Here is an 18,746-nt window from a genome sequence, read left to right on the forward strand (position 1 = left end):
GGAAAACTTACATGTGGGATTGGATCGTTAACATCCTTTTCGAGCTGCTCAAGCTCATCCAGACCTTTGCGGTCGACTGGGGCCTGTCCATCATCATCCTGGTGGTCATCATCCGTCTGCTGCTGACGCCGCTTATGCTCAAGTCGACCAAGTCGACGGCTCGCATGCAGGTGCTGCAGCCCAAGATGCTCGAGATCCAGGAGCGCTATGCCGACGATCCCCAGCGTCAGGCCGAGGAGATGCAGAAGTTCTACAGCGAGAACAAGTTCAACCCCATGGCTGGTTGTCTGCCGCTGTTGATCCAGATGCCTGTCCTGTTCGCCCTATTTACGCTGCTGCGTAACCTGCCGGACTACTTTAACGACGGCACGTTCTCGTTCTTTAATATTCTGCCCGACCTGACCACCACGCCGAGCGCCTCTTTTGCCGATGGCTTTATGGTCGCACTGCCTGCGTTGATCTGCCTGATCCTCTTTGCCGTCCTGACCTTGATTCCGCAGCTCTATATGTCGCGCAATCAGACCGGCCAGCAGGCGCAGAGCATGCGTATGATGGCCGTTGTCATGACGGTCATGATGCTTTGGATGGGCTGGAGCCTGCCCGTCGGCGTTCTGCTGTACTACGATGTGTCCTCTGCCTGGCAGGTTATCCAGCAGATCTTCGTGACGCAGAAGGTTATTGACAAGGCTAAGGCCGATGAGGAGGAGCGTCTTAAGAACGCTCCGCTACAGGTCGAGGTCACTCGTCGCGAGAAGAAGCCGCGCCCGCACAAGAAGAAGTAGTGGGACAGTAATCTTATTTAGGTACCTAACTTTTGGAGTACGTTATGTCTGAAGAGATCATCGAGGATATGCTTGAGGAGGTTGCCCCGCAGGTCGCGGGCGATTATCCCGAGATTGCACAGCGCTACAAGGCTGGTGAAGAGCTGACAGACGAGGAGCTCGACACCATTGCCGATGTCGCGATTTCCATCCTGCGTTCCATCCTTTCGCACTTCGATGCCGCCAACTCTCCTATCGATGAGTATGAGGGCGACGAGGGTGAGCTGATTTTGGATGTAACGGCTCCGGATCTTGCTGTTCTCATTGGGCGTCATGGACGTACCCTCGATGCCCTTCAGGTTATGTTCTCGCTGCTGGTGAGCCGCAAGCTTGGCTTTAGGTATCCGGTCGTCGTGGACGTCGAGGGTTATAAGAGCCGCCGACAGGACAAGGTTGCTTCCATGGCGCAGTCCGCTGCCGAGCGCGCCATTCGCACCCATAAGAGTGTTTCCTTGCCGCCCATGAATGCCTATGAGCGTCGACTGGTTCACATTGCCCTTCGCTGCAACGATGCCGTTGACACTCATTCCGAGGGCTCTGATCCCGATCGCCATGTTGTGATTGTTGCTCGATAATCTACTCGAGCTTATGCTTAGGGGACGTGGTTTCCACGTCCCCTTTTTTTGTCAAAAGTTCTCGATGCACTGATTTTTGTCAGAAAGGAGCTTTCGTTGTTAGTACTTACTGATCAGCAAGCTGACGAGATGTTGAGTCGTCTAACTTCCTATTGCAATGAGTATTCCTTGAGCGTAACTGAAGTTGAGCTGAGGAAATGTATTCAGCATTTGGATTTAGTTCTGGAAACAAATAAGACAACGAATCTTACCCGTATCCTTAACGTAGAAGATGCTGCGATACTTCATATCCTCGACTCACTAGTTTTGCTCCCCTATATCAATAAGGCTCCTGAGGGGGCTTTGCTCGATATGGGAACAGGTGCTGGCTTCCCTGGTATTCCTTTAACCATAACCACGCATCGTAAAGCTACTTATATTGACTCTGTTGGCAAGAAGGTTGATGCCGTTAATTCTTTTGTTCATGCTCTTGGATTGAAATATGCTCATGCGGTTCATTATCGTCTTGAAGAATATGCTCGAAGCCATAAGAAGCAGTTCTCTGTCGTAACCGCCCGCGCACTGGCCCCTCTACCGATTCTCGTTGAGTATGCGGCTCCGTATCTCAAGGATGGAGGGTTATTTGTTGTCACCAAAGGCAATCCTTCGGATGAGGAGCTTGCTTCCGGCATGTCAGCAGCTAAGATCTGCGGCTTCACTTTGCTTCTGAATGATGCAATCGATTTGCCTGAGGGCTTGGGCCACAGGGAGTTTATTGTTCTTAAAAAGAGTCATCCGGCATCCGTTTCATTGCCTCGTGCAAATGGCATGGCAAAGAAGAATCCGCTTGCCTAGATGTTTCACGTGAAACATAATGGATATTAACAACTTGCAGTGTTTCACGTGAAACATGGCGGTTGATATCGATTCGGAATGTTTCACGTGAAACATCCTCCGTTTGACAGCTTTAATACACACCAGGAGGGACCGTGGGATTTCGCGACGTTAAGCGCTCTAAGAGCGCAAAAGACACGCGTATCATTGCAATCATCAATCAAAAAGGCGGCGTTGGTAAGTCGACGACGGCTGTAAACCTTGCGGCAGCATTGGGTGAGCAGGGTCGTAAGACACTGATTGTCGATTTTGATCCGCAGGGAAATAGCACCAGTGGATTTGGAATTGAAAAAGAAGACCTTGATCACTGCATCTACGATGCATTGTTGAATGATGTGCCGGCAGAATCGCTTGTTCTTGATACAAATTGCAAAAAGGTATTCGTAATTCCTGCTACAATTCAGCTTGCAGGCGCCGAAATTGAGCTCGTAAGTGCAATTGCTCGTGAAACCCGCCTCAAAGATTTGCTTGAGCCGATTCAGAATGAGTTCGATTTCATTTTTATTGACTGTCCTCCATCGCTCGGCCTGCTTACTATTAACGCCTTGACTGCAGCAGATAGCGTATTGATTCCGATCCAGTGCGAGTATTACGCACTTGAGGGTGTTACGAAGCTGCTTGAGTCAATGAAGATGGTCAAATCACGTCTGAACAAGGGCTTAGACACCTATGGAGTGCTTATGACTATGTATGACTCGCGTACTTCTCTGTCGAATCAGGTTGTTGAGGAAGTTCAATCGTACTTTGGTGATAAGGCGTTTAAGACACTTATTCCCCGTACGGTTAAAATCTCCGAAGCTCCGTCTTTTGGAGAGCCGGTAATTACCTATGCGCCACAAAATAAGGGTGCAAAAGCATATATGAACCTTGCAAAAGAGGTGATCAAGCGTGCCTAGTGCAAAGAAACGTGGCGGATTGGGACGTGGACTCAATGCTTTGGTCTCAGAGGCCGAGTATGAGACCGGTGGTTCGGCTGCATCTGCTTCAAATGCTGCATCTGAAGCAAAACTACCTATTGAGGATATCGTTCCCAACCCAAATCAGCCACGAATTCACTTTAACGAAACTGAACTTCGCGAGTTGAGCGAGTCAATCCAAGAACATGGTGTTTTGCAGCCGCTTTTGGTTCGCAAGCACGGAAACGGCTATGAGATCATCGCTGGTGAGCGTCGTTACCAGGCATCAAAGCTTGCTGGTCTTGAGGAGTTGCCTGTCATCATTAAAGATGTTAATGATGAAGAGATGCTGGCTCTTGCACTTATCGAAAACCTTCAGCGTTCTGACCTGAATCCCGTCGAAGAGGCTAAGGGGTATCGCCAGCTCATTGATGCCAGCGGTATGACCCAGGAGGCATTGTCGAAGGCGGTAAGCAAGTCACGCTCTGCAATTACAAACTCGCTGCGCCTTCTCGATCTCCCCGAAGTTGTTCAGCAGATGGTTTTTGAAGGTAAACTTACAGCTGGTCATGCACGTGCTATTCTTGCAGTTCCCTATGAGGATGCTCGAATTCGACTTGCTGAGAAGGTTGTTGCAGAGGGCCTTTCCGTTAGAGCGACAGAAAATCTTGCTCCGTTGTTTTCTGCCGGAGAGACACCTAAGACGCCGCGGCCTGCAACGCCTCAGTCTTTTAAAAAGGCTGCCCGCGTACTTCGTCAGGTATTTAATACCAACGTACGTGTGAAGAGCTCACGTGGAAAGAATAAGATTGAGATTGAGTTTAAAGACGAGGAAGAGCTCTCTCGTATTCTTGGTGAAATGATTCAGTTTGATCAAGGAGACCAAGATGAGGAATAAAATTATAACTGCGATTGCATTGGCTACGACTGTCGCGGCTGGTGCCTTTGCTGGCTATAAGATCGCGACAGACGATGAGCTCCGAGGTCGTTTGCTTCGTGGTGCGCAAGATATTGTTGATACGTCCAAGAAGAAAATGGATGTTATGACTGAAGATGTTGCCATGCGTACTGCTCAGGTAACGAAGAATCCCAAGATTAATCAAGGTTGGGTTAGCAACCAATGGGAAAATGTAGGCTATTAGGTACCTAACAATTACCCAGCATTTTTTGATGGGTTCTTGTCTGATTCACACGACAAGGACCCCATATTTTGGCTGTTATTAATGGGACCAGTAGCAGCTGATTCATAATCGAGGTCAATAAATGAAACAGCCCCGGTTGCATATCCTGCAACCGGGGCTGCTCGATGTTTCACATGAAACGTTTTGGGGTGTGACTCCCCTATGCGTTCTTTTGAACTTTGAAGCGCTGCTTCAGCTGTCCGCAGGCGGCATCAATATCATTGCCGCGAGAATTACGGATTGTGGTCTCGATGCCACGAGACTCAAGGCGGCGCTGAAGATCCTCAACCTTATGAATCGGCGACGGCTTGAGCGGGCTGCCCTCGATGTCGTTAAGCTGAATCAGGTTAACGTGGCACAGCGTTCCCTCGCAGAAGTCGCAGAGCGCCTGCATCTCGGGGTTCGTATCGTTGACGCCTTCAATCATGGCATACTCATAGGTCGGGCGGCGGCCAGTTTTTTCGGTGTAGAGCTGAAGCGCTTCGTGAAGGCGGAGCAGCGTGTACTTCTTAACACCGGGCATGAGCTTATTGCGCGTTGACTGGATGGCGGAATGAAGGGAAACGGCAAGCGTGAACTGCTCAGGTATGTCAGCAAATTTGCGAATACCAGGAATAACGCCGCTGGTAGAGACGGTGAGGTGACGGGCGCCGATACCGATGCCATCGGGGTCGTTGAGGATACGCAGTGCCTTGAGAACCTCATCGTAGTTGGCAAACGGCTCGCCCTGGCCCATGAAGACAACGCTCGTGGCACGCTCGCCAAAGTCGTTGGATACATGAAGTACCTGGTCGACGATCTCTTGAGCGGTCAGAGAGCGCTTGAGGCCGTTGAGGCCAGTAGCGCAAAAGGCGCAGCCCATGCCACAGCCTGCCTGGGTGGAAACGCAGACGGAAAGCTTATTACGACGGGGCATGCCGACGGTCTCGACGGAAATGCCGTCGTGGTACTCGAGCAGATACTTGCGAGAGCCATCTTTGGAAACCTGCTTGGTGAGTTCAGTCGGCGTGTCAAAGGCGAAAGTGCCTTTAAGCTGCTCGCGGAAAGCCTTAGGAAGGTTGGTCATATCGTCAAACGAACAAACGTTCTTCTCAAAGACCCATTCGATAAGCTGCTTTGCGCGGAAGGCGGGCTGGCCAAGTTCGGCCACGAGCTCGCGAATATCGTTTTGGCTCAAGTCGCGAATGTCCTGAGATTTAGTCCTGGGATTCATGGAAGCCTTTCGATTTTGGGGAAACGTAGAGTGTATCGCTACAATATGGTATCAGCTGCAGAAATTATAGAGGAGGAGTCTGCCCATGCCGGGTAAAAGCCTAGAGAACATGCACGTAGCGGTCTTGGCGGGCGGTCATTCCGCCGAGCGCGAGATCTCGCTCAACTCGGGAAAGAACGTCGTGGCGGCACTGAAGGAAGCCGGCTACACCTCGGTGGAGCTGCTCGACACCGCCGCCGATGACTTTATGGTAACCATGGCGACCGGCGGTTTCGATGTGGCCTTTATCGCCATGCACGGCGCCGGCGGTGAGGATGGCGCCATGCAGGGTGCCATGGAGACCCTGGGTATCCCCTACACGGCCTCGGGCGTGCTTGCCAGCGCCTGCGGTGCCGACAAGGAGGTCTCTAAGCTCCTGTACGCCAAGGCGGGCATTCCCATTGCCCCCGGCCTCGCGCTCGAGGTGGGCGATGAAGTCGATACCGATCATATCGTCGAGGTTTGTGGCGAGCGCTGCTTTGTGAAGCCGGCCGTCAACGGTTCCAGCTATGGCATTTCCCTGGTCCATGAGTCCTCCGAGCTGCCCGCGGCAATCGCCAAGGCGTTTGAGTACGGCGACAAAGTGCTGATCGAGAAGTGCATCGAGGGTACCGAGATCACCGTCGGCGTATACGGTGAGGACGACGTGCGCGCCCTGCCGATCGTCGAGATTCGTAAGCCCGAGGACTGCGAGTTCTACGACTTGGACGTAAAGTACGTCGATCCCACTGACATCCATCGTATTCCGGCGCAGATCTCGCCCGAAAACTATGCGCGTGCCCAGGAACTTGCCTGTGCGGCCCATAGGGCACTCGGTTGCTTGGTCATCTCGCGCAGCGATTTTATCGTGAGCGAGGACGGCCCCGTTATCCTCGAGACCAATACCATTCCCGGCATGACCGATACGTCGCTGTATCCGGATGAAATCCGCCACACCGACGACATGACGTTCCCGCAGGTGTGCGACAGCCTAATCCGTATGGGTCTCCGTCGAGCGGGCGTTGCATGCTAATCGAGGACGCTGTATCTCCTGGAACGCCACAGTTTGTCATCGACTCCTATGCCACGCTTGCAGAACGCGCAAAGACACAATCGTTTGGCCTCATCGAAGAGGACGTTATCGTCCTCGATACCGAGACCACGGGTCTTTCGGTACAGGACAACGAGTTAATTGAGATTTCCGCGGCCCGTCTTTCGGGCCGCGAGATCATCGACCGCTTCGATACCTTCGTGCATCCCAAGCAGCTGATTCCCGCCGAGATAACCGAGCTCACGAGCATTACAAATGCCGATGTGGCAGATGCCCCATCGGCCGTCGAGGCCGTGGCCGCTCTCGCCGAATTTGTCGGTGGTTGCCCGGTGATCGCACATAACGCCACGTTCGACCGCTCGTTTATCGAGTCGGTCAAAGGCGGCGTCAACGTCAGCGACATCTGGATCGATTCGCTGGCGCTGTCGCGCATCGCGCTTCCGCGCCTGGCCTCGCACAAGCTGTCTTTTATGGCCGATCTGTTTGGCTGTGACTCGGTATCACACCGTGCCAATGCCGACGTCGACGCCCTGTGTGGCGTATGGCGCGTGTTGCTCGTGGCGCTCACTGACTTGCCCCAGGGCTTAATGGCGCGCCTGGCCGACATGCACCCCGACGTACCCTGGTCCTATCGTCCTATATTCTCATTCTTGGCGGGGCAGAACCCTGGTTCTATCTTCTCTCTCAGCGCCGCTCGTGCTGACGCTCTCAAGGCCGATCGCGCCGACGATCGGGTGGACGCCGATGAACTGCCGGTCCTCAAGATGCCGAGTCGTGAGGAGATTGAGGCAGACTATGCGCCGGGTGGCCTGGTCAATCGCATGTATCCCACCTACGAGCCACGTGATGAGCAGATCGCGATGGCGCTCGAGGTCCGCGATGCGCTGGTCACGGGCACTCATCGTGTAATTGAGGCGGGCACAGGCGTCGGCAAATCGATGGCCTATCTGGTGCCTTTTGCCGAGGCAGCACGCCGCAACAACATCACGGTTGGTATCGCGACTAAATCGAATAATCTCGCCGACCAGCTCATGTATCATGAGCTGCCCAAACTTGCCGAGCAGCTGGACGGAGGCCTATCGTTTTGCGCCCTCAAGGGCTATGACCACTATCCATGCTTGCGCAAGCTTGAGCGCATGAGCCGCGGCCAAGTCGAAATTACGACTAAGCGTGATCCTGCCGATACGCTTACGGCAGTCGCGGTCATCATGGCGTACGTCTGCCAATCAGCCGATGGCGACCTCGACTCGCTCGGCATTCGGTGGCGTAGCGTTAACCGCCCCGACTTTACGACGGCCTCGCGCGAGTGTGCTCGTCGCCTCTGCCCGTTTTTCCCTGATAAATGTTTGGTCCACGGCGCTCGCCGTCGTGCGGCGCATGCCGATGTGGTGGTCACCAACCATTCCCTGCTGTTCCGCAATGTCGCGGCCGAAGGCAGGATTTTGCCTCCGATTCGTCATTGGGTAATCGACGAGGCCCATTCCATCGAGCGCGAGGCACGCCGTCAGTGGGCGCGCGTGGTGTCGGCGGACGAATCACGCGTTCTGTTTGAGCGCCTGGGCGGCTCGAGCACCGGCGCGCTAAGCCAGGTTTCCCGTGATTTGGCAACCTCCGAGGGCTCTACGCTCTATCTGGGCCTTACTGCCAAAGCGACCTCGACGGTTGCGCGTGCGAGCATGGCGATCGCCGACGTGTTCGATGGCGTTCGCGAGCTTGGCCGCCGTGCCCGCGGGGGCTATGACAATGCGAACCTATGGATCGGCCCCGAGCTGCGCGAATCTGACGACTGGCATGATTTCTTGCAGTCGGCCTACGCTGCCATCGACGCATTGGAGCAAGCTGACAAGAGCGTCGACGCGCTGGTACAAGCCGTCGCCGCCGACAAGCCCGAGGTTGTTGTCGACCTGGGTGAAATCTCGCGCCGCCTGCACGAGCTGGCCGAGAACCTCAAGCTCATCATTGACGGTACCGATGAGCACTACGTGTATTCGTTGCAAGTCAATCGCAGGCTGCGTGCCGGCGGCGAGTCGATGACCGCGGAGCGTATCGATATTGGCGAGGCCTTGGCAACCGAGTGGCTGCCCGAGGTCCACACGGCTATCTTTGCATCGGCGACCATGACGGTTTCCAAGAGCTTTGAGCACTTTAACCACGCCGTCGGCCTCGATCGCATCAGTGCCTCGACATCCTCATCGCTGCACTTGGACTCGAGCTACGACTTCGATTCGAACATGGCTGTAGTCGTTGCGGGCGATATCCCCGATCCGCGCGATCGTGAGAGCTATCTTACGGCGCTCGAGCGTGTGCTGGTCGACGCGCATCTTGCCATGGGCGGCTCGGTGCTCACGCTGTTCACCAATCGGCGCGACATGGAAGACCTATACGCCCGCGTTGAGCCCAAGATGGCCCGTGCGGGTCTGGAACTCAACTGCCAGCAGCGCAACTCGTCCCCTCGCCGTCTGCGCGATCGCTTTATCAACGAACCGACCTCGTCACTCTTTGCGCTTAAGGCCTTTTGGGAAGGGTTTGACGCCAGCGGCGAGACGCTGCGCTGCGTCATCATTCCCAAGCTGCCGTTCTCGAGCCCCACGGACCCGCTCTCATGCGAGCGCAATCTGCGCGAAGACCGCGCCTGGGCGCGCTATTCGCTGCCCGAGGCCGTGCTCGAGGTCAAGCAGGCGGCCGGTCGCCTCATTCGCTCGTCGACCGATTGTGGCGTACTCATCTTGGCCGACCCGCGCCTGGTGACGAAGGGCTACGGCAAGAAATTCTTAACGTCGCTGCCCACGAGTTCCTATCAGCGCATCGAATCGGCACAAATCGGGCACTATCTACAGCTGTGGCGCGCACGCCACGAACGGCGCCGCTAAAGCGGACAGACGAGGGATTTTGCCATATCGCACAGACGCTCTGACAGGGCGGGGTCATCCAAGATGCGGATGGCCCCGCCCGCTGCGATTACCTGGCTCAGTAGCCAACGCTCGGAGCCGTAGCGCACATTCACTGTCGAGCTGTCCGCCCCATTGGGCTCAATCGACATGATGCCGGGCCAGTCTAGGCGCTCTGCCATGTCGAGTGGCATGAGAAGCTTCGTGCTCCGCTCCGCCTGGGCGAGGGAGTCATGGAGGGTCGCGGGCTCCGGTTCGTGGCGCACGACGGAGTCGTCGGTCAAGACCAGGCCCTCGATTTTATCCATACGATAGGTACGCTGTTCGTCGACTGCGACATCCCAGGCAATCAGATACGTTTGGTCGCCGCTTGTTGTAATGCACAAGGGGTCGACCAAACGCTCTCGCGCTTGTGTGTCATCCATCGAGCGATACGAGATACGACAGCGAACGCCGTCCTGAATGGCGCAGCTCAGCTGCTGCCAGTGCGACCCGCGGTTGACGGTGTCAAAGACGCGCTGGTTATAGCCGAGCTCTTCGGGTAGAAGAGCAGATCGAATCCGAGCCGCCGTCTGCGGCTCGATCCCCAACGATTCAAGTTCATGGTTGAGCACAGCGCCCTCGGCGGCACTCAGGCGCAGCGGTAGCACACGCCCGGCGTCACCGGTGAGGACCACACGCTCGCCGTGGCATTCGCAGATGATGCGCGCACCCGAATCTCGATCAGCGAGCGTCGAGACGATCTCGAGAATCTCGTCGAGCGACACCCCCGTGATGTTAAAGCGACTGCAAATCTCGGTTCGAGTCATGCCGTTCTCGCCGGCGGCGTAGAGGGCCTCCATGATGTCGATGGCGCGCGAGAGCCTCTGCTCGCTGGTGAGTTTACGCACGGGCATGCTCGTACACCGTCCTTTCAATGAGGTGGTTCCACGCCTGTTTGAGCAATTTGGGGGCCACGGGCCTCATGCCGTCCATGGCGTGGGCCATGCAAAATGAAGCGGCGGCTTCAAGGTCGCGCACGTCAACGGTCCAGGTCCATCCCAAATCGGTGTGTGCGAGCTCGCCGCGCCCGCGCGTGAGACCGTTGATCATATCGATCTGCGTCTGAGGGGCGAACGAGAACGTAGCTGCAACGGGCGGTCGGTCGGCAAAATCGAACTCAAAGAATAAGTAATCGTTGAGGTTGAAGTCCGCAGGGATGGCGTAGGCCTTCGAAGGACGCCAAGCGCGAACGATACGGTCGCAGCGGAATGTCCTGATGTCGTCGGTGACATTGTCGAGGCCGCAGAAGTACGCCACGCCCTCGCGCTCGAACATGCCGTAGACGCAAACGGTCCGCTCGCGTTGCTCGCCGCGTCCGTTTTGGTACAAAAAGCGCAGCGCGCAACGCTCGGCAAAGGCACTCCATACCGCATCGACGGCGGGAGAGCGGCGGATCGGTGCTTCGTCCACCGCCGTCCCACCGGTGAGGTAGGCAATTTTGGAGCGAATATCGGCAAGCGGCGCGGCAAAGGTGGAAGAGCCGGCCGCTAGCGTCTGGTCAATGGCGTTGAGTAGGATGTCGGCGTCGTCTGCGGTGATGAGGCCACCTGCGGCAAACGTGTGCTCGCGGTCGATTGTCCACGAGCTTTCCTCGGTCTCCTGCGCGCCGGCGGGGCGAACCTCCTTGATTAAGATGCCACGCTCGAGCAGTTTGTCACGATCGCGCCGAAACTTGCGCTTATCCGAGTCGATGTTGCCCGAGCCATATCCCAGGTCAGAATCCAAGACGATCTGCTCGGTCGTCAGCGGTTCGGGGGAGCTGTTGAGCACAAAGAAAAGATTGAGGATGCGCTGAGCCGTTTTATCGAAACTGGGCTCCGAATTCCCTTTTTTAATTGTCGCGGTCGTGTCGCTTGCCGTCATAGAGTCCTCGCATGAGAAGGTGGTTTGCTGCCATGATTTTAGTCCGATATGGAGATTAGGCTATATCCTTGTCCGCTCGGGGCGTTAAGATGGCCCGATTTCGGTCGTTTGCGCTCGCTCGGGGTATACTTTCGACTATATACGGTTCTAATGTGCATGCATTGGGCCTATTTGTCGGATTATGGATGTGGAGCGCACATGGCGAACACCCAGAACTATATTAACCACCTGCTGCAGAACACCGGCATTACGCCGGCATGCAGTGAAGAAGAGCGCTTGGCTGCCGAGGATATCGCTCAGATCTTCCGCAACCACGGCTTTGATCCCGAGGTTCAGGAGTTCAATGCCCCGGCGCCCAGTAGGTTGGCATTTGCCGTTACCGGTATTCTTGCGTTTGCCGGCGCCCTGCTGATGGGCATCGGCGGCGGTATCGGCTTGGTCGGCACCTTGCTGGCCATTGTCGGTGCCGTGCTCTACGTGCTCGAGCGCACGGGCCACCCCGTGGTTTCGCGCCTGGGCAAGACGGGCGTGAGCCAAAATGTCATCGCCTACCACAAGGCCTCGGGCCCGCTTGCGTCTCCGCGCAACCGCCCGGTGGTCGTTGTCGCACACTACGACTCTCCCCGCGCTGAGCTGCTTGCCCGCGAGCCTTATGCTTCGTATCGTGCGCTCATCGCCAAGTTGTTGCCCGTTGCCACGGTTGCCCCCGCTGCCGTTGCCATCCTGCGTATCCTGCCGCTCCCCGGCGCGCTCAAGGTTCTGCTGTGGATTGTCGCGATCCTCGCTTCCCTCGTTGCACTTGCCAACGCGGCAAACATCATCTCTAACCGCCACATTCTTCCCTATACGTCCGGCGCGGTGTGCAACAAGTCTTCTGTCGCCGCTATGCTCGGCGTTATGGACAACGTTGCTCCCTTCCAGGGCGAAAACGAGTTTCCCGACGATGTTCCGTTCGATACCTATTTTGGGGAGCAAAAGCGTCGTGCCGAGGAAATGGCGCGCGCAGCGGCGGAGTATGCCGCGGCCCAGCAGCAAAACGACTACGGCAACACCATCGAGTATGAAGAGCCCACCTACGCCGAGGACGAGTTCGGTCAGCCGATTGCTCCCGACGCTCAGGCCGAGCCCGAACAGGGTGAGGCTTTCGACGAGCAGATCGAGGGCTTTGAGGGTGCGTCTGCCGACGAGACGCTGATTGGCGCCATTGTGCCCGAGGATCAGAATCAGGCTGTCCAGGCCGAAGAGTTCAATGACGAGGTTCCCGCTGTCGAGCCGGCGGAGGAGCCTGTCGCGCCCGACCCCGAGCCCAAGCTCTATCGCAATGCCGCCGGCAACATCCGTTTTGGTTCGGATGCCATCCGTGCTCTCGGAATGCTTCCCGAGTCCTGCACGCTCGATTACGAGGAGGGCGAGGAGCCGACGTTTGAGTCCGAGCCTGTCCCCGTCGTGACTGCGCCTGCGCCCGTTGCCACCGTGGATGATGAGTCTGCCGCGGTGGCCGCTGCCGTTGCCGAGCCCGAGGCAGTGTCCGCGATCGATCCCGCTGCAGGACTGGACGTTTTGGCTCCCGCCGCGCCGGCGCAAGACGTTGCGGACGAGTCTGACGACGATTACGTTGAACAGCCGAGGCTCGTGTCTTACGAGAGCGATACTGATTTCTCAGCCGAGATTCCCGCGGCAACGCCCCATGCCGATATCGCATCCGCGTTCTCTTCGATTGGCGCCAGCGCTTCCAACTTCTTTAAGAGTGCGCTTGCAAAGGGCAAGAAATTTGTCGACGATTTCGAGGAGAAGCGCGCTGCCGCACGCGAGGCTGCCGAGCAGGAGGCTATCGCTCAGCAGCAGGCAGCCGAGGCGGCACGTGAGCTCGCGGCGCAAGAGTTCGAGCAGAACGAGGCTATGCAGTCCGTGCCCGTCGATGCCGCCGAAGCTACAACGTCCTTTGAGTCCCAGCAGCCGACGTCCGCGGATATTGTTGAGGCGACAACGTCTTTCGAGGCTCAACAGCACGTCGATAGCACCATGTCGTTTGATGCCGCGCAGTTCGATTCCACGATAACGTTTGAAAAGCAAGGCACCGCGATTGCCGAGCCCCTTCCTGTTTCCGATGAGCAGGGCGATGCGGCAGACGATGACGAGCCTATTGATGCCGCCGAAATCCAAGATGCCGCCGAGGACGAGCCCGTCGAGGCCAACTCTGACGAAGAGCAATACGCGACAGCCGAGCAAGATGATTCGACCGAGGTCGAGCAGGAGGAAGTGCCTGCGGTTTCCGAGGCTCCCGAGATAGATGAGTCGAGGCCTTACTCCACGCAGATTTTCACCATGCCGACCCCGAGTGGTTCCGGTGCCACGGTTGCCGATGTTGCTCCCACCCAGGACGAAACGGTCGATTCCCTTATGGCCCAGATTTCCTCCCAGGCATCGCCGCGTCCGCAGATGAATGTTCCCGATCCGGCGTCGGCTCCGTCGCCTGCACCTTCCTCGTCTCCGTTGGCTTCGGTCCCCGATCCGTCGCTGCCGTCGATGAAGCAGGCAAACGTTGCGTCTCGCACGTCGCTGTTCGACCTTCCCGACCCCTCCGCACAGGTCAACGACCCCTTTGCTACCGCTCAGGGTCCCGAACCCACATCGGCACCCGTTGCGCCTCCTATGCCCGTTGCGTCGGGCGCTCAGCCGATCGAGACTATTTCGGCTCCCGCCCCGGCGGCACCCAAGTCTCGCAAGCGCGGCCTGGGCGGCCTGTTCGGTCGTAAAAAGAAAAACGAACAGGACAGCATGAGTGATTGGCTGGGCGTCGAAGACGATTACGATGCCAAGAAGTCCGGTCGCGGCATCGGTTCGTGGGATAATTTCGAGGACGATAACGATGGCTGGAAGGGCGGCGCTACGTCTTCCGACGGCGCTTCTTCCGAAGATATGCTCTCGGCTGTCGCCTCTATGGGCGATGATGAGCTGCTCGGTCACGATATCTGGTTTGTGGCAACGGGCGCCTCGGATTGTGATGGCGCCGGTATGAAGGCCTTCTTGGCTTCGCATCGCGATAAGCTCCGCGGCGTATTCTTCATCAATCTTGAATCCGTCGGCGCCGGTAGGCTTTCGGTGGTGACGATTGAGGGCGAACAGCAGCTGCTCAAGGGCGATCGCCGCATCATGAACCTGGTCAGCAAGGTGTGCAAGTCGTTCCATGTCGATTGTGGCGCGCTCGAGATGCCCTATGCCAAGACCGATGCCTACTCCGCGCTCGAGGCGAGCCGCCGAGCCCTCACCATCGCCGGCGTGGACGGCACGCGCCTGGCTTGCGCTCGTACCGAGGACGACCTGCCCCACAATGTCAACCCGACGAACATTGCCACGGTATCCGAGGTCGTGACCGAGGTTATCCGCCGTTCGTAGACGGAGCTCTAAGGAGTCAACGTGTTTTCGTATATTAAGCGCCATTGGCCTGTCTACGTGATTTTGACCTTGATCGCCATTGCGTTAGGATTTGGGGCTGCCTACATCGTGGGTGCGAAGGGCTCGACCCCCGCCTCCGCAATCAGCGAAGAGGTGGAGCAAGAACAGAGCACGGGTGCCGATGGGATTCCTGAGTCCGAGCAGGCAATCGTTGATGGTGGATCTTCGTCTGCAGAGTAGATACGGCGATTTAAATGATTGAAAGCGGGCGAGCCGGGGGACTGGCGCGCCCGCTTTTTTATCGCGCTAGCGCTTCTTTGGGATCGACCTAAGGCGAGCGAACCATATGGCTGCGGCACCCGAGGTCAGGAGCGCGGTGATGCAAGCGGCGATGGGAACTGATCCTGTTGCCGGTAGGTCCTGCGGTAGGGTACAGCGTTGAATGACACGGTCCTCGTCATGTGACTCAAGTTTATCGCCGCCGCCGTTGCGGCAAAGATCGACGCGCGCGCTGTTGGTGAGTGCGGTTTGGGGCGTATAAGCCGACGTTGCCTGCATGTGCACGACTGCGGCCCGAGCGTCTGTGCCAAGGATTGCTTTGGCATCGTCAAGGTCGTCGTGCTCATCTTTGAGATCATCGCGGGTCCAGGAATCTGCATCGCTTCGAGTCGTAAAGTTGGCGGCTACTGCACCGTATTCAATGCGAATACCCGTTACGACGGTATTGGATGCAAGGTCGAGTTCTTTCGCCTCGAGTGTGGTGGATTCCGTGGTCGAGACATCCGCCTTCCAGAGGTGCCAGCCGTCGTAATCGACGAGGCGGCAGTCCTCACCAAGGCTCTCCTTTACCTCGTCGGACTCAAGCCAAGGATTTTCGTGCCCATCGTCAAGTGTCGCGTTTGCCGGCTCATCGACGTCTGTCGAGTCCAACGGCGTCGTGCGATACCACACGTTGCACAGACCGTTGAGGTCGCCGATGGCGACGGGAGTTTCGATTGAGACGAATCTCGCCGCATCGTCCTCGGCACACTCAAGATCATCGGTAATTGTGAACTCATCAACCCAGGTAGCTGAATCGTTTCGAGCGTCGATGGTATAGGAGAAAAGTCCGTCCGTATTGGTTTGCGTTGCGGCGCGATTTTTACCATCGCCGTTGGCCAGCAGACCCTTCCCGATAGGTTGGACAAGCTCCTGACGCTTGTCGACCTGTCCTTTGATCTCGATGGGCGCATCCTTCATCGCGACGGATTGGACTTCTCCCGTATCCTTTATTTCAAACGTTATCTCCTCGGCAAGGTCATAGGTCCGCGGAGACATCATTTCGCGCAACGAGTAGGTGCCGGGTGCAAGATGTTCGACGCGGTGCGGCTTGTCGGATGAGGTCCAGGAGTCTATTTCGGTTTTATCGGGACCATATAAGGTGAGTTGTGCGCCTTTCACTTCCTGCTCTCCGCTTGCATCGACCTTGGAGATATCAACCTTGGTGTAATCGTCGGATACGTTAAGCCGTGCTTCTACAACGGGCGTTTTTTGGTCGGCATAAGCGAGGTCTACGATATAGGGCGTCCGGTCGAGTAAGAAGCCTGCCGGCGCTTGAGTCTCGACAACCTCGTAGTGCGCGGTACCAGATCCCAGCGGGAGGTCGTCCGCGCGCGCTTCTCCAGCTTCATCCGTAATGACAGTAGTGACAGTCTCACCGTCGAGCGCGGCAATGCTACCGTCGGGGCGCACGATATCACCCGAGGCGCGGATCTCAAAGATGGCGCCCGCGAGGCTGCTGCCGTCTACGGCATCGGTTTTAACGATCCTGATGTTTCCGGTCGCGGCGTGGTCATAATACGAGGCGATTGCAACGGGTGTTAGGTTCATGTCGGCGGGTATACTTACCTCGATCTCTTTGCCGACGAGATAGGGCTCTTTGGCCGAGGTTTCGCGTACATAATAGGTGCCCGGCACGAGCGATTCGGGCAGTGTGACGGTCCCGGTCGCGTCAGTCGTAAAGGTGTCCATTACGTTATGTGCTGGATACCAGCAAGTTTGTGAGACAGGTTCGTGATTGCTGTCGAGTAGTTGGAAGGTGAATCCGGCTAGTGGAACAGAAGCGCCTGTTTGGGCATCGCGTTTTACAATTTGGAGATGCGTCGACAGAGCGTGGTTGTCCACGATATATTGAAGCTCGGCGCCGTCGGAAATCTGATTGGCCTCGACGGTCCATTCCCCTGCACGTTTAAAACCCTCGGGGACGGTTTCCGGAACCTCGCGAACGGTGTAGCCGGCGCGGTCGTATGGGATGGCTCCGTGGACACCGGCGGGTCGCTTGCCTGCGCCAAACCATGCTTCTGACTGATCTTTGGTGGAGGCAAAGCCATAGATGTTTGTGGTCAGCGTGCCAACGACCTGCTGAGAGCTGTTGCTGACAACCTCAAAGACAACACCTCCTGCCGTCTGCTCCAGGCCGGATTGATCGCTATTGCCGTAGTCCTTGAATTTGGAAATCTCAAGGTCAAACGCAATGGGGATATCGGAAACGCGCGATTCGATCTCGACCACGCCTGAATCACCGAGCTGGTCGGCTCCAACGGTATAGGACCAGCTGTCGTTGGATGGCAGGTAGCCCTCGGGGGCTTTTGATTCATAGATGGTAAAGGTTCCTAGGGGGACATCGGTGAGGGTGGCTCGACCGCTTTCGTCGGTCGTGAGGATTTGCGCCCATCCGGGGGTTGATTGCGACACACACGTGAACTCTGCTCCTGCGAGTGAAGATCCCACCTGGGGGCCGGCATTCGTCGCGGCATCGAGTTTTACGATACACAGGTTGATGGTGCCGGGCTGTTCATCAATGGTGACCTGTCCACCGTCATTCCCCGTGGTAAAGGCGATGCGATCACGACGGGGGACATAGCCGGCCGGCGCCTTCGTTTCAACTAGGTAGTATGCCGTATTGGGCAGAAGTGCTGCCTGCGCTCGACCGTTGCCGTCCATCTGGATGGTGCCGACACGTGCGTCACTGGCGCTCTCAAAAACATCGAATGTTGCCCCGTCAAACTGATAGGTATTGTTTCCGCTGGTAATAACGGTGTTCGCAGACCGCTTTTGGAAGGAAACAGAGACCGCCGGCAGTACATAGAGCATGTCTTGACGTTTGCTGCCGCCCGATACGGTTCCTAAATAGCGCCGCGCGCGGTGCGGAGCGGCTTTGATGCTTCCTGATTTTGCGTTGTCGTGGAGCCACCGCGCAGCCGCCACGACTTCATTGTCGGCGGTAAAGTGCCCACTCTTGGTTTTGCCCTGAGCGGTCGTGTAGGAGTAGGTGCCGTCGACATGGGTAGTGCCGTTGAGCATCCATACGGCAAGCTGGGTGGCAGCGCGGGCGCGATCTGGTGAAAGATGATAACCGCCAAACGACGTGGCGGTAGGATATCCGTGACAAACGATTGCCGCGAACTCGTCGTCGAGCCACACCCAGCCTTGATCAAAGTTGAGCCATGGGCCGCCCGGCTTGGTGGGCCCGGGGCGTTCCTGGTTCATGCAGTAGGCAATCGAGGCGTCCTGAGCTTCATATTTGCCGATGAAGAAGGGTCCACAATCATCGCTAATGGTGCGGAAGCCGAGCCGATCGTAGCCATCGACGGCAAATGCGGCTCCCGGTGCCAGGCAGCCGAAAAGCAGGAAGAGGAGCAGGAGCAGCGGACCTGTTGCGATTGCGCTGTGGACAGAGTGCATGGGTGCGTTGGACATGGCTGCTCCTTATCCCTCGTGCGCCGCACGGGGAGGCTGCGGCGCGTAGGATGAGGCTACAGCCGAGGTTCATGCGGGTAAGTACCGGAGCCTGACCAAAAGCTTGCCCAATTCCTGACAAATTGAGCTCAAATACAACAATCAGACAAAAGCGCAGGTAGAAGATAAGGAGAACAGGAGGTCAAAGGTCC

Annotated in this window: 14 protein-coding genes; 10 read left to right on the top strand and 4 right to left on the bottom strand. The window is 56.8% G+C overall.

From position 1 onward, the window contains the following. Window positions 1-11 precede the first annotated feature (11 nt). The 6 genes from DW123_RS08665 (at window position 12) to DW123_RS08690 (ending at window position 4,307) form a co-directional block, all read left to right on the top strand. Window positions 12-782, top strand: coding sequence for a YidC/Oxa1 family membrane protein insertase (locus DW123_RS08665; RefSeq protein WP_117734818.1), 771 nt, complete (start codon window positions 12-14; stop codon window positions 780-782). 44 nt (window positions 783-826) lie between these two features. Further along, a complete protein-coding gene (locus tag DW123_RS08670) occupies window positions 827-1,396 on the top strand; it encodes a R3H domain-containing nucleic acid-binding protein (protein WP_118273644.1) in 570 nt (189 codons plus the stop codon). A gap of 168 nt (window positions 1,397-1,564) precedes the next feature. Beyond that, the gene (rsmG, locus tag DW123_RS08675; RefSeq protein ID WP_233540176.1) at window positions 1,565-2,230 is read left to right on the top strand and encodes a 16S rRNA (guanine(527)-N(7))-methyltransferase RsmG; all 666 of its coding nucleotides are present in this window, start codon (window positions 1,565-1,567) and stop codon (window positions 2,228-2,230) included. Between the two features lie 134 nt (window positions 2,231-2,364). Continuing rightward, on the top strand, window positions 2,365-3,165 hold the full coding sequence (locus DW123_RS08680; RefSeq protein WP_117734820.1) for a ParA family protein: 801 nt from the start codon (window positions 2,365-2,367) through the stop codon (window positions 3,163-3,165). Continuing rightward, the gene (locus tag DW123_RS08685; protein ID WP_199570211.1) at window positions 3,158-4,063 is read left to right on the top strand and encodes a ParB/RepB/Spo0J family partition protein; all 906 of its coding nucleotides are present in this window, start codon (window positions 3,158-3,160) and stop codon (window positions 4,061-4,063) included. The genes DW123_RS08680 and DW123_RS08685 overlap by 8 nt, the downstream gene beginning before the upstream one ends. Beyond that, window positions 4,053-4,307 carry a hypothetical protein gene (locus tag DW123_RS08690; RefSeq protein ID WP_118273646.1) on the top strand — a complete coding sequence of 85 codons (255 nt, stop codon included), beginning with the start codon at window positions 4,053-4,055 and terminating at the stop codon, window positions 4,305-4,307. Before DW123_RS08685 ends, DW123_RS08690 begins: the two co-directional genes overlap by 11 nt. A 199-nt stretch (window positions 4,308-4,506) precedes the next feature. On the opposite strand, the gene rlmN is transcribed toward DW123_RS08690, so the two are convergent. Then, window positions 4,507-5,559 (bottom strand): 23S rRNA (adenine(2503)-C(2))-methyltransferase RlmN, encoded by a 1,053-nt coding sequence (gene rlmN, locus DW123_RS08695; protein ID WP_118273647.1) that lies wholly within the window; start codon window positions 5,557-5,559, stop codon window positions 4,507-4,509. 85 nt (window positions 5,560-5,644) lie between these two features. Between rlmN and DW123_RS08700 the strand changes: the two genes are divergently transcribed. Continuing rightward, window positions 5,645-6,610: a D-alanine--D-alanine ligase gene (locus DW123_RS08700; protein ID WP_118273648.1), complete on the top strand. Its 966-nt coding sequence runs from the start codon at window positions 5,645-5,647 to the stop codon at window positions 6,608-6,610. Beyond that, entirely contained in the window at window positions 6,604-9,498 is a 2,895-nt protein-coding gene (locus DW123_RS08705; RefSeq protein WP_118273649.1) for a helicase C-terminal domain-containing protein, read from the top strand. Before DW123_RS08700 ends, DW123_RS08705 begins: the two co-directional genes overlap by 7 nt. Here the strand turns inward: DW123_RS08705 and DW123_RS08710 are convergent. Next, a complete protein-coding gene (locus tag DW123_RS08710; RefSeq protein WP_118273650.1) occupies window positions 9,495-10,412 on the bottom strand; it encodes a YafY family protein in 918 nt (305 codons plus the stop codon). The two genes, DW123_RS08705 and DW123_RS08710, sit on opposite strands and share 4 nt — an antisense overlap. Beyond that, complete coding sequence (locus tag DW123_RS08715) at window positions 10,399-11,421, bottom strand: YafY family protein (RefSeq protein ID WP_118273651.1); 1,023 nt, start codon at window positions 11,419-11,421, stop codon at window positions 10,399-10,401. The genes DW123_RS08710 and DW123_RS08715 overlap by 14 nt, the downstream gene beginning before the upstream one ends. A 198-nt stretch (window positions 11,422-11,619) precedes the next feature. On the opposite strand from DW123_RS08715, the gene DW123_RS08720 reads away from it, so the two are divergent. Next, window positions 11,620-14,817, top strand: a complete 3,198-nt coding sequence (locus tag DW123_RS08720; protein WP_118273652.1) for a hypothetical protein — start codon at window positions 11,620-11,622, stop codon at window positions 14,815-14,817. 21 nt (window positions 14,818-14,838) lie between these two features. Next, window positions 14,839-15,057: a hypothetical protein gene (locus tag DW123_RS08725; protein WP_022094153.1), complete on the top strand. Its 219-nt coding sequence runs from the start codon at window positions 14,839-14,841 to the stop codon at window positions 15,055-15,057. A 66-nt stretch (window positions 15,058-15,123) separates the two neighbouring features. Here DW123_RS08725 and DW123_RS08730 read toward each other — a convergent pair whose 3' ends face one another. Continuing rightward, window positions 15,124-18,555 carry a SpaA isopeptide-forming pilin-related protein gene (locus DW123_RS08730; protein ID WP_118273653.1) on the bottom strand — a complete coding sequence of 1,144 codons (3,432 nt, stop codon included), beginning with the start codon at window positions 18,553-18,555 and terminating at the stop codon, window positions 15,124-15,126. Between the last annotated feature and the right edge of the window lie 191 nt (window positions 18,556-18,746).

Source organism: Collinsella sp. AM10-26 (genome assembly GCF_003472525.1).
Lineage (GTDB): Bacteria > Actinomycetota > Coriobacteriia > Coriobacteriales > Coriobacteriaceae > Collinsella.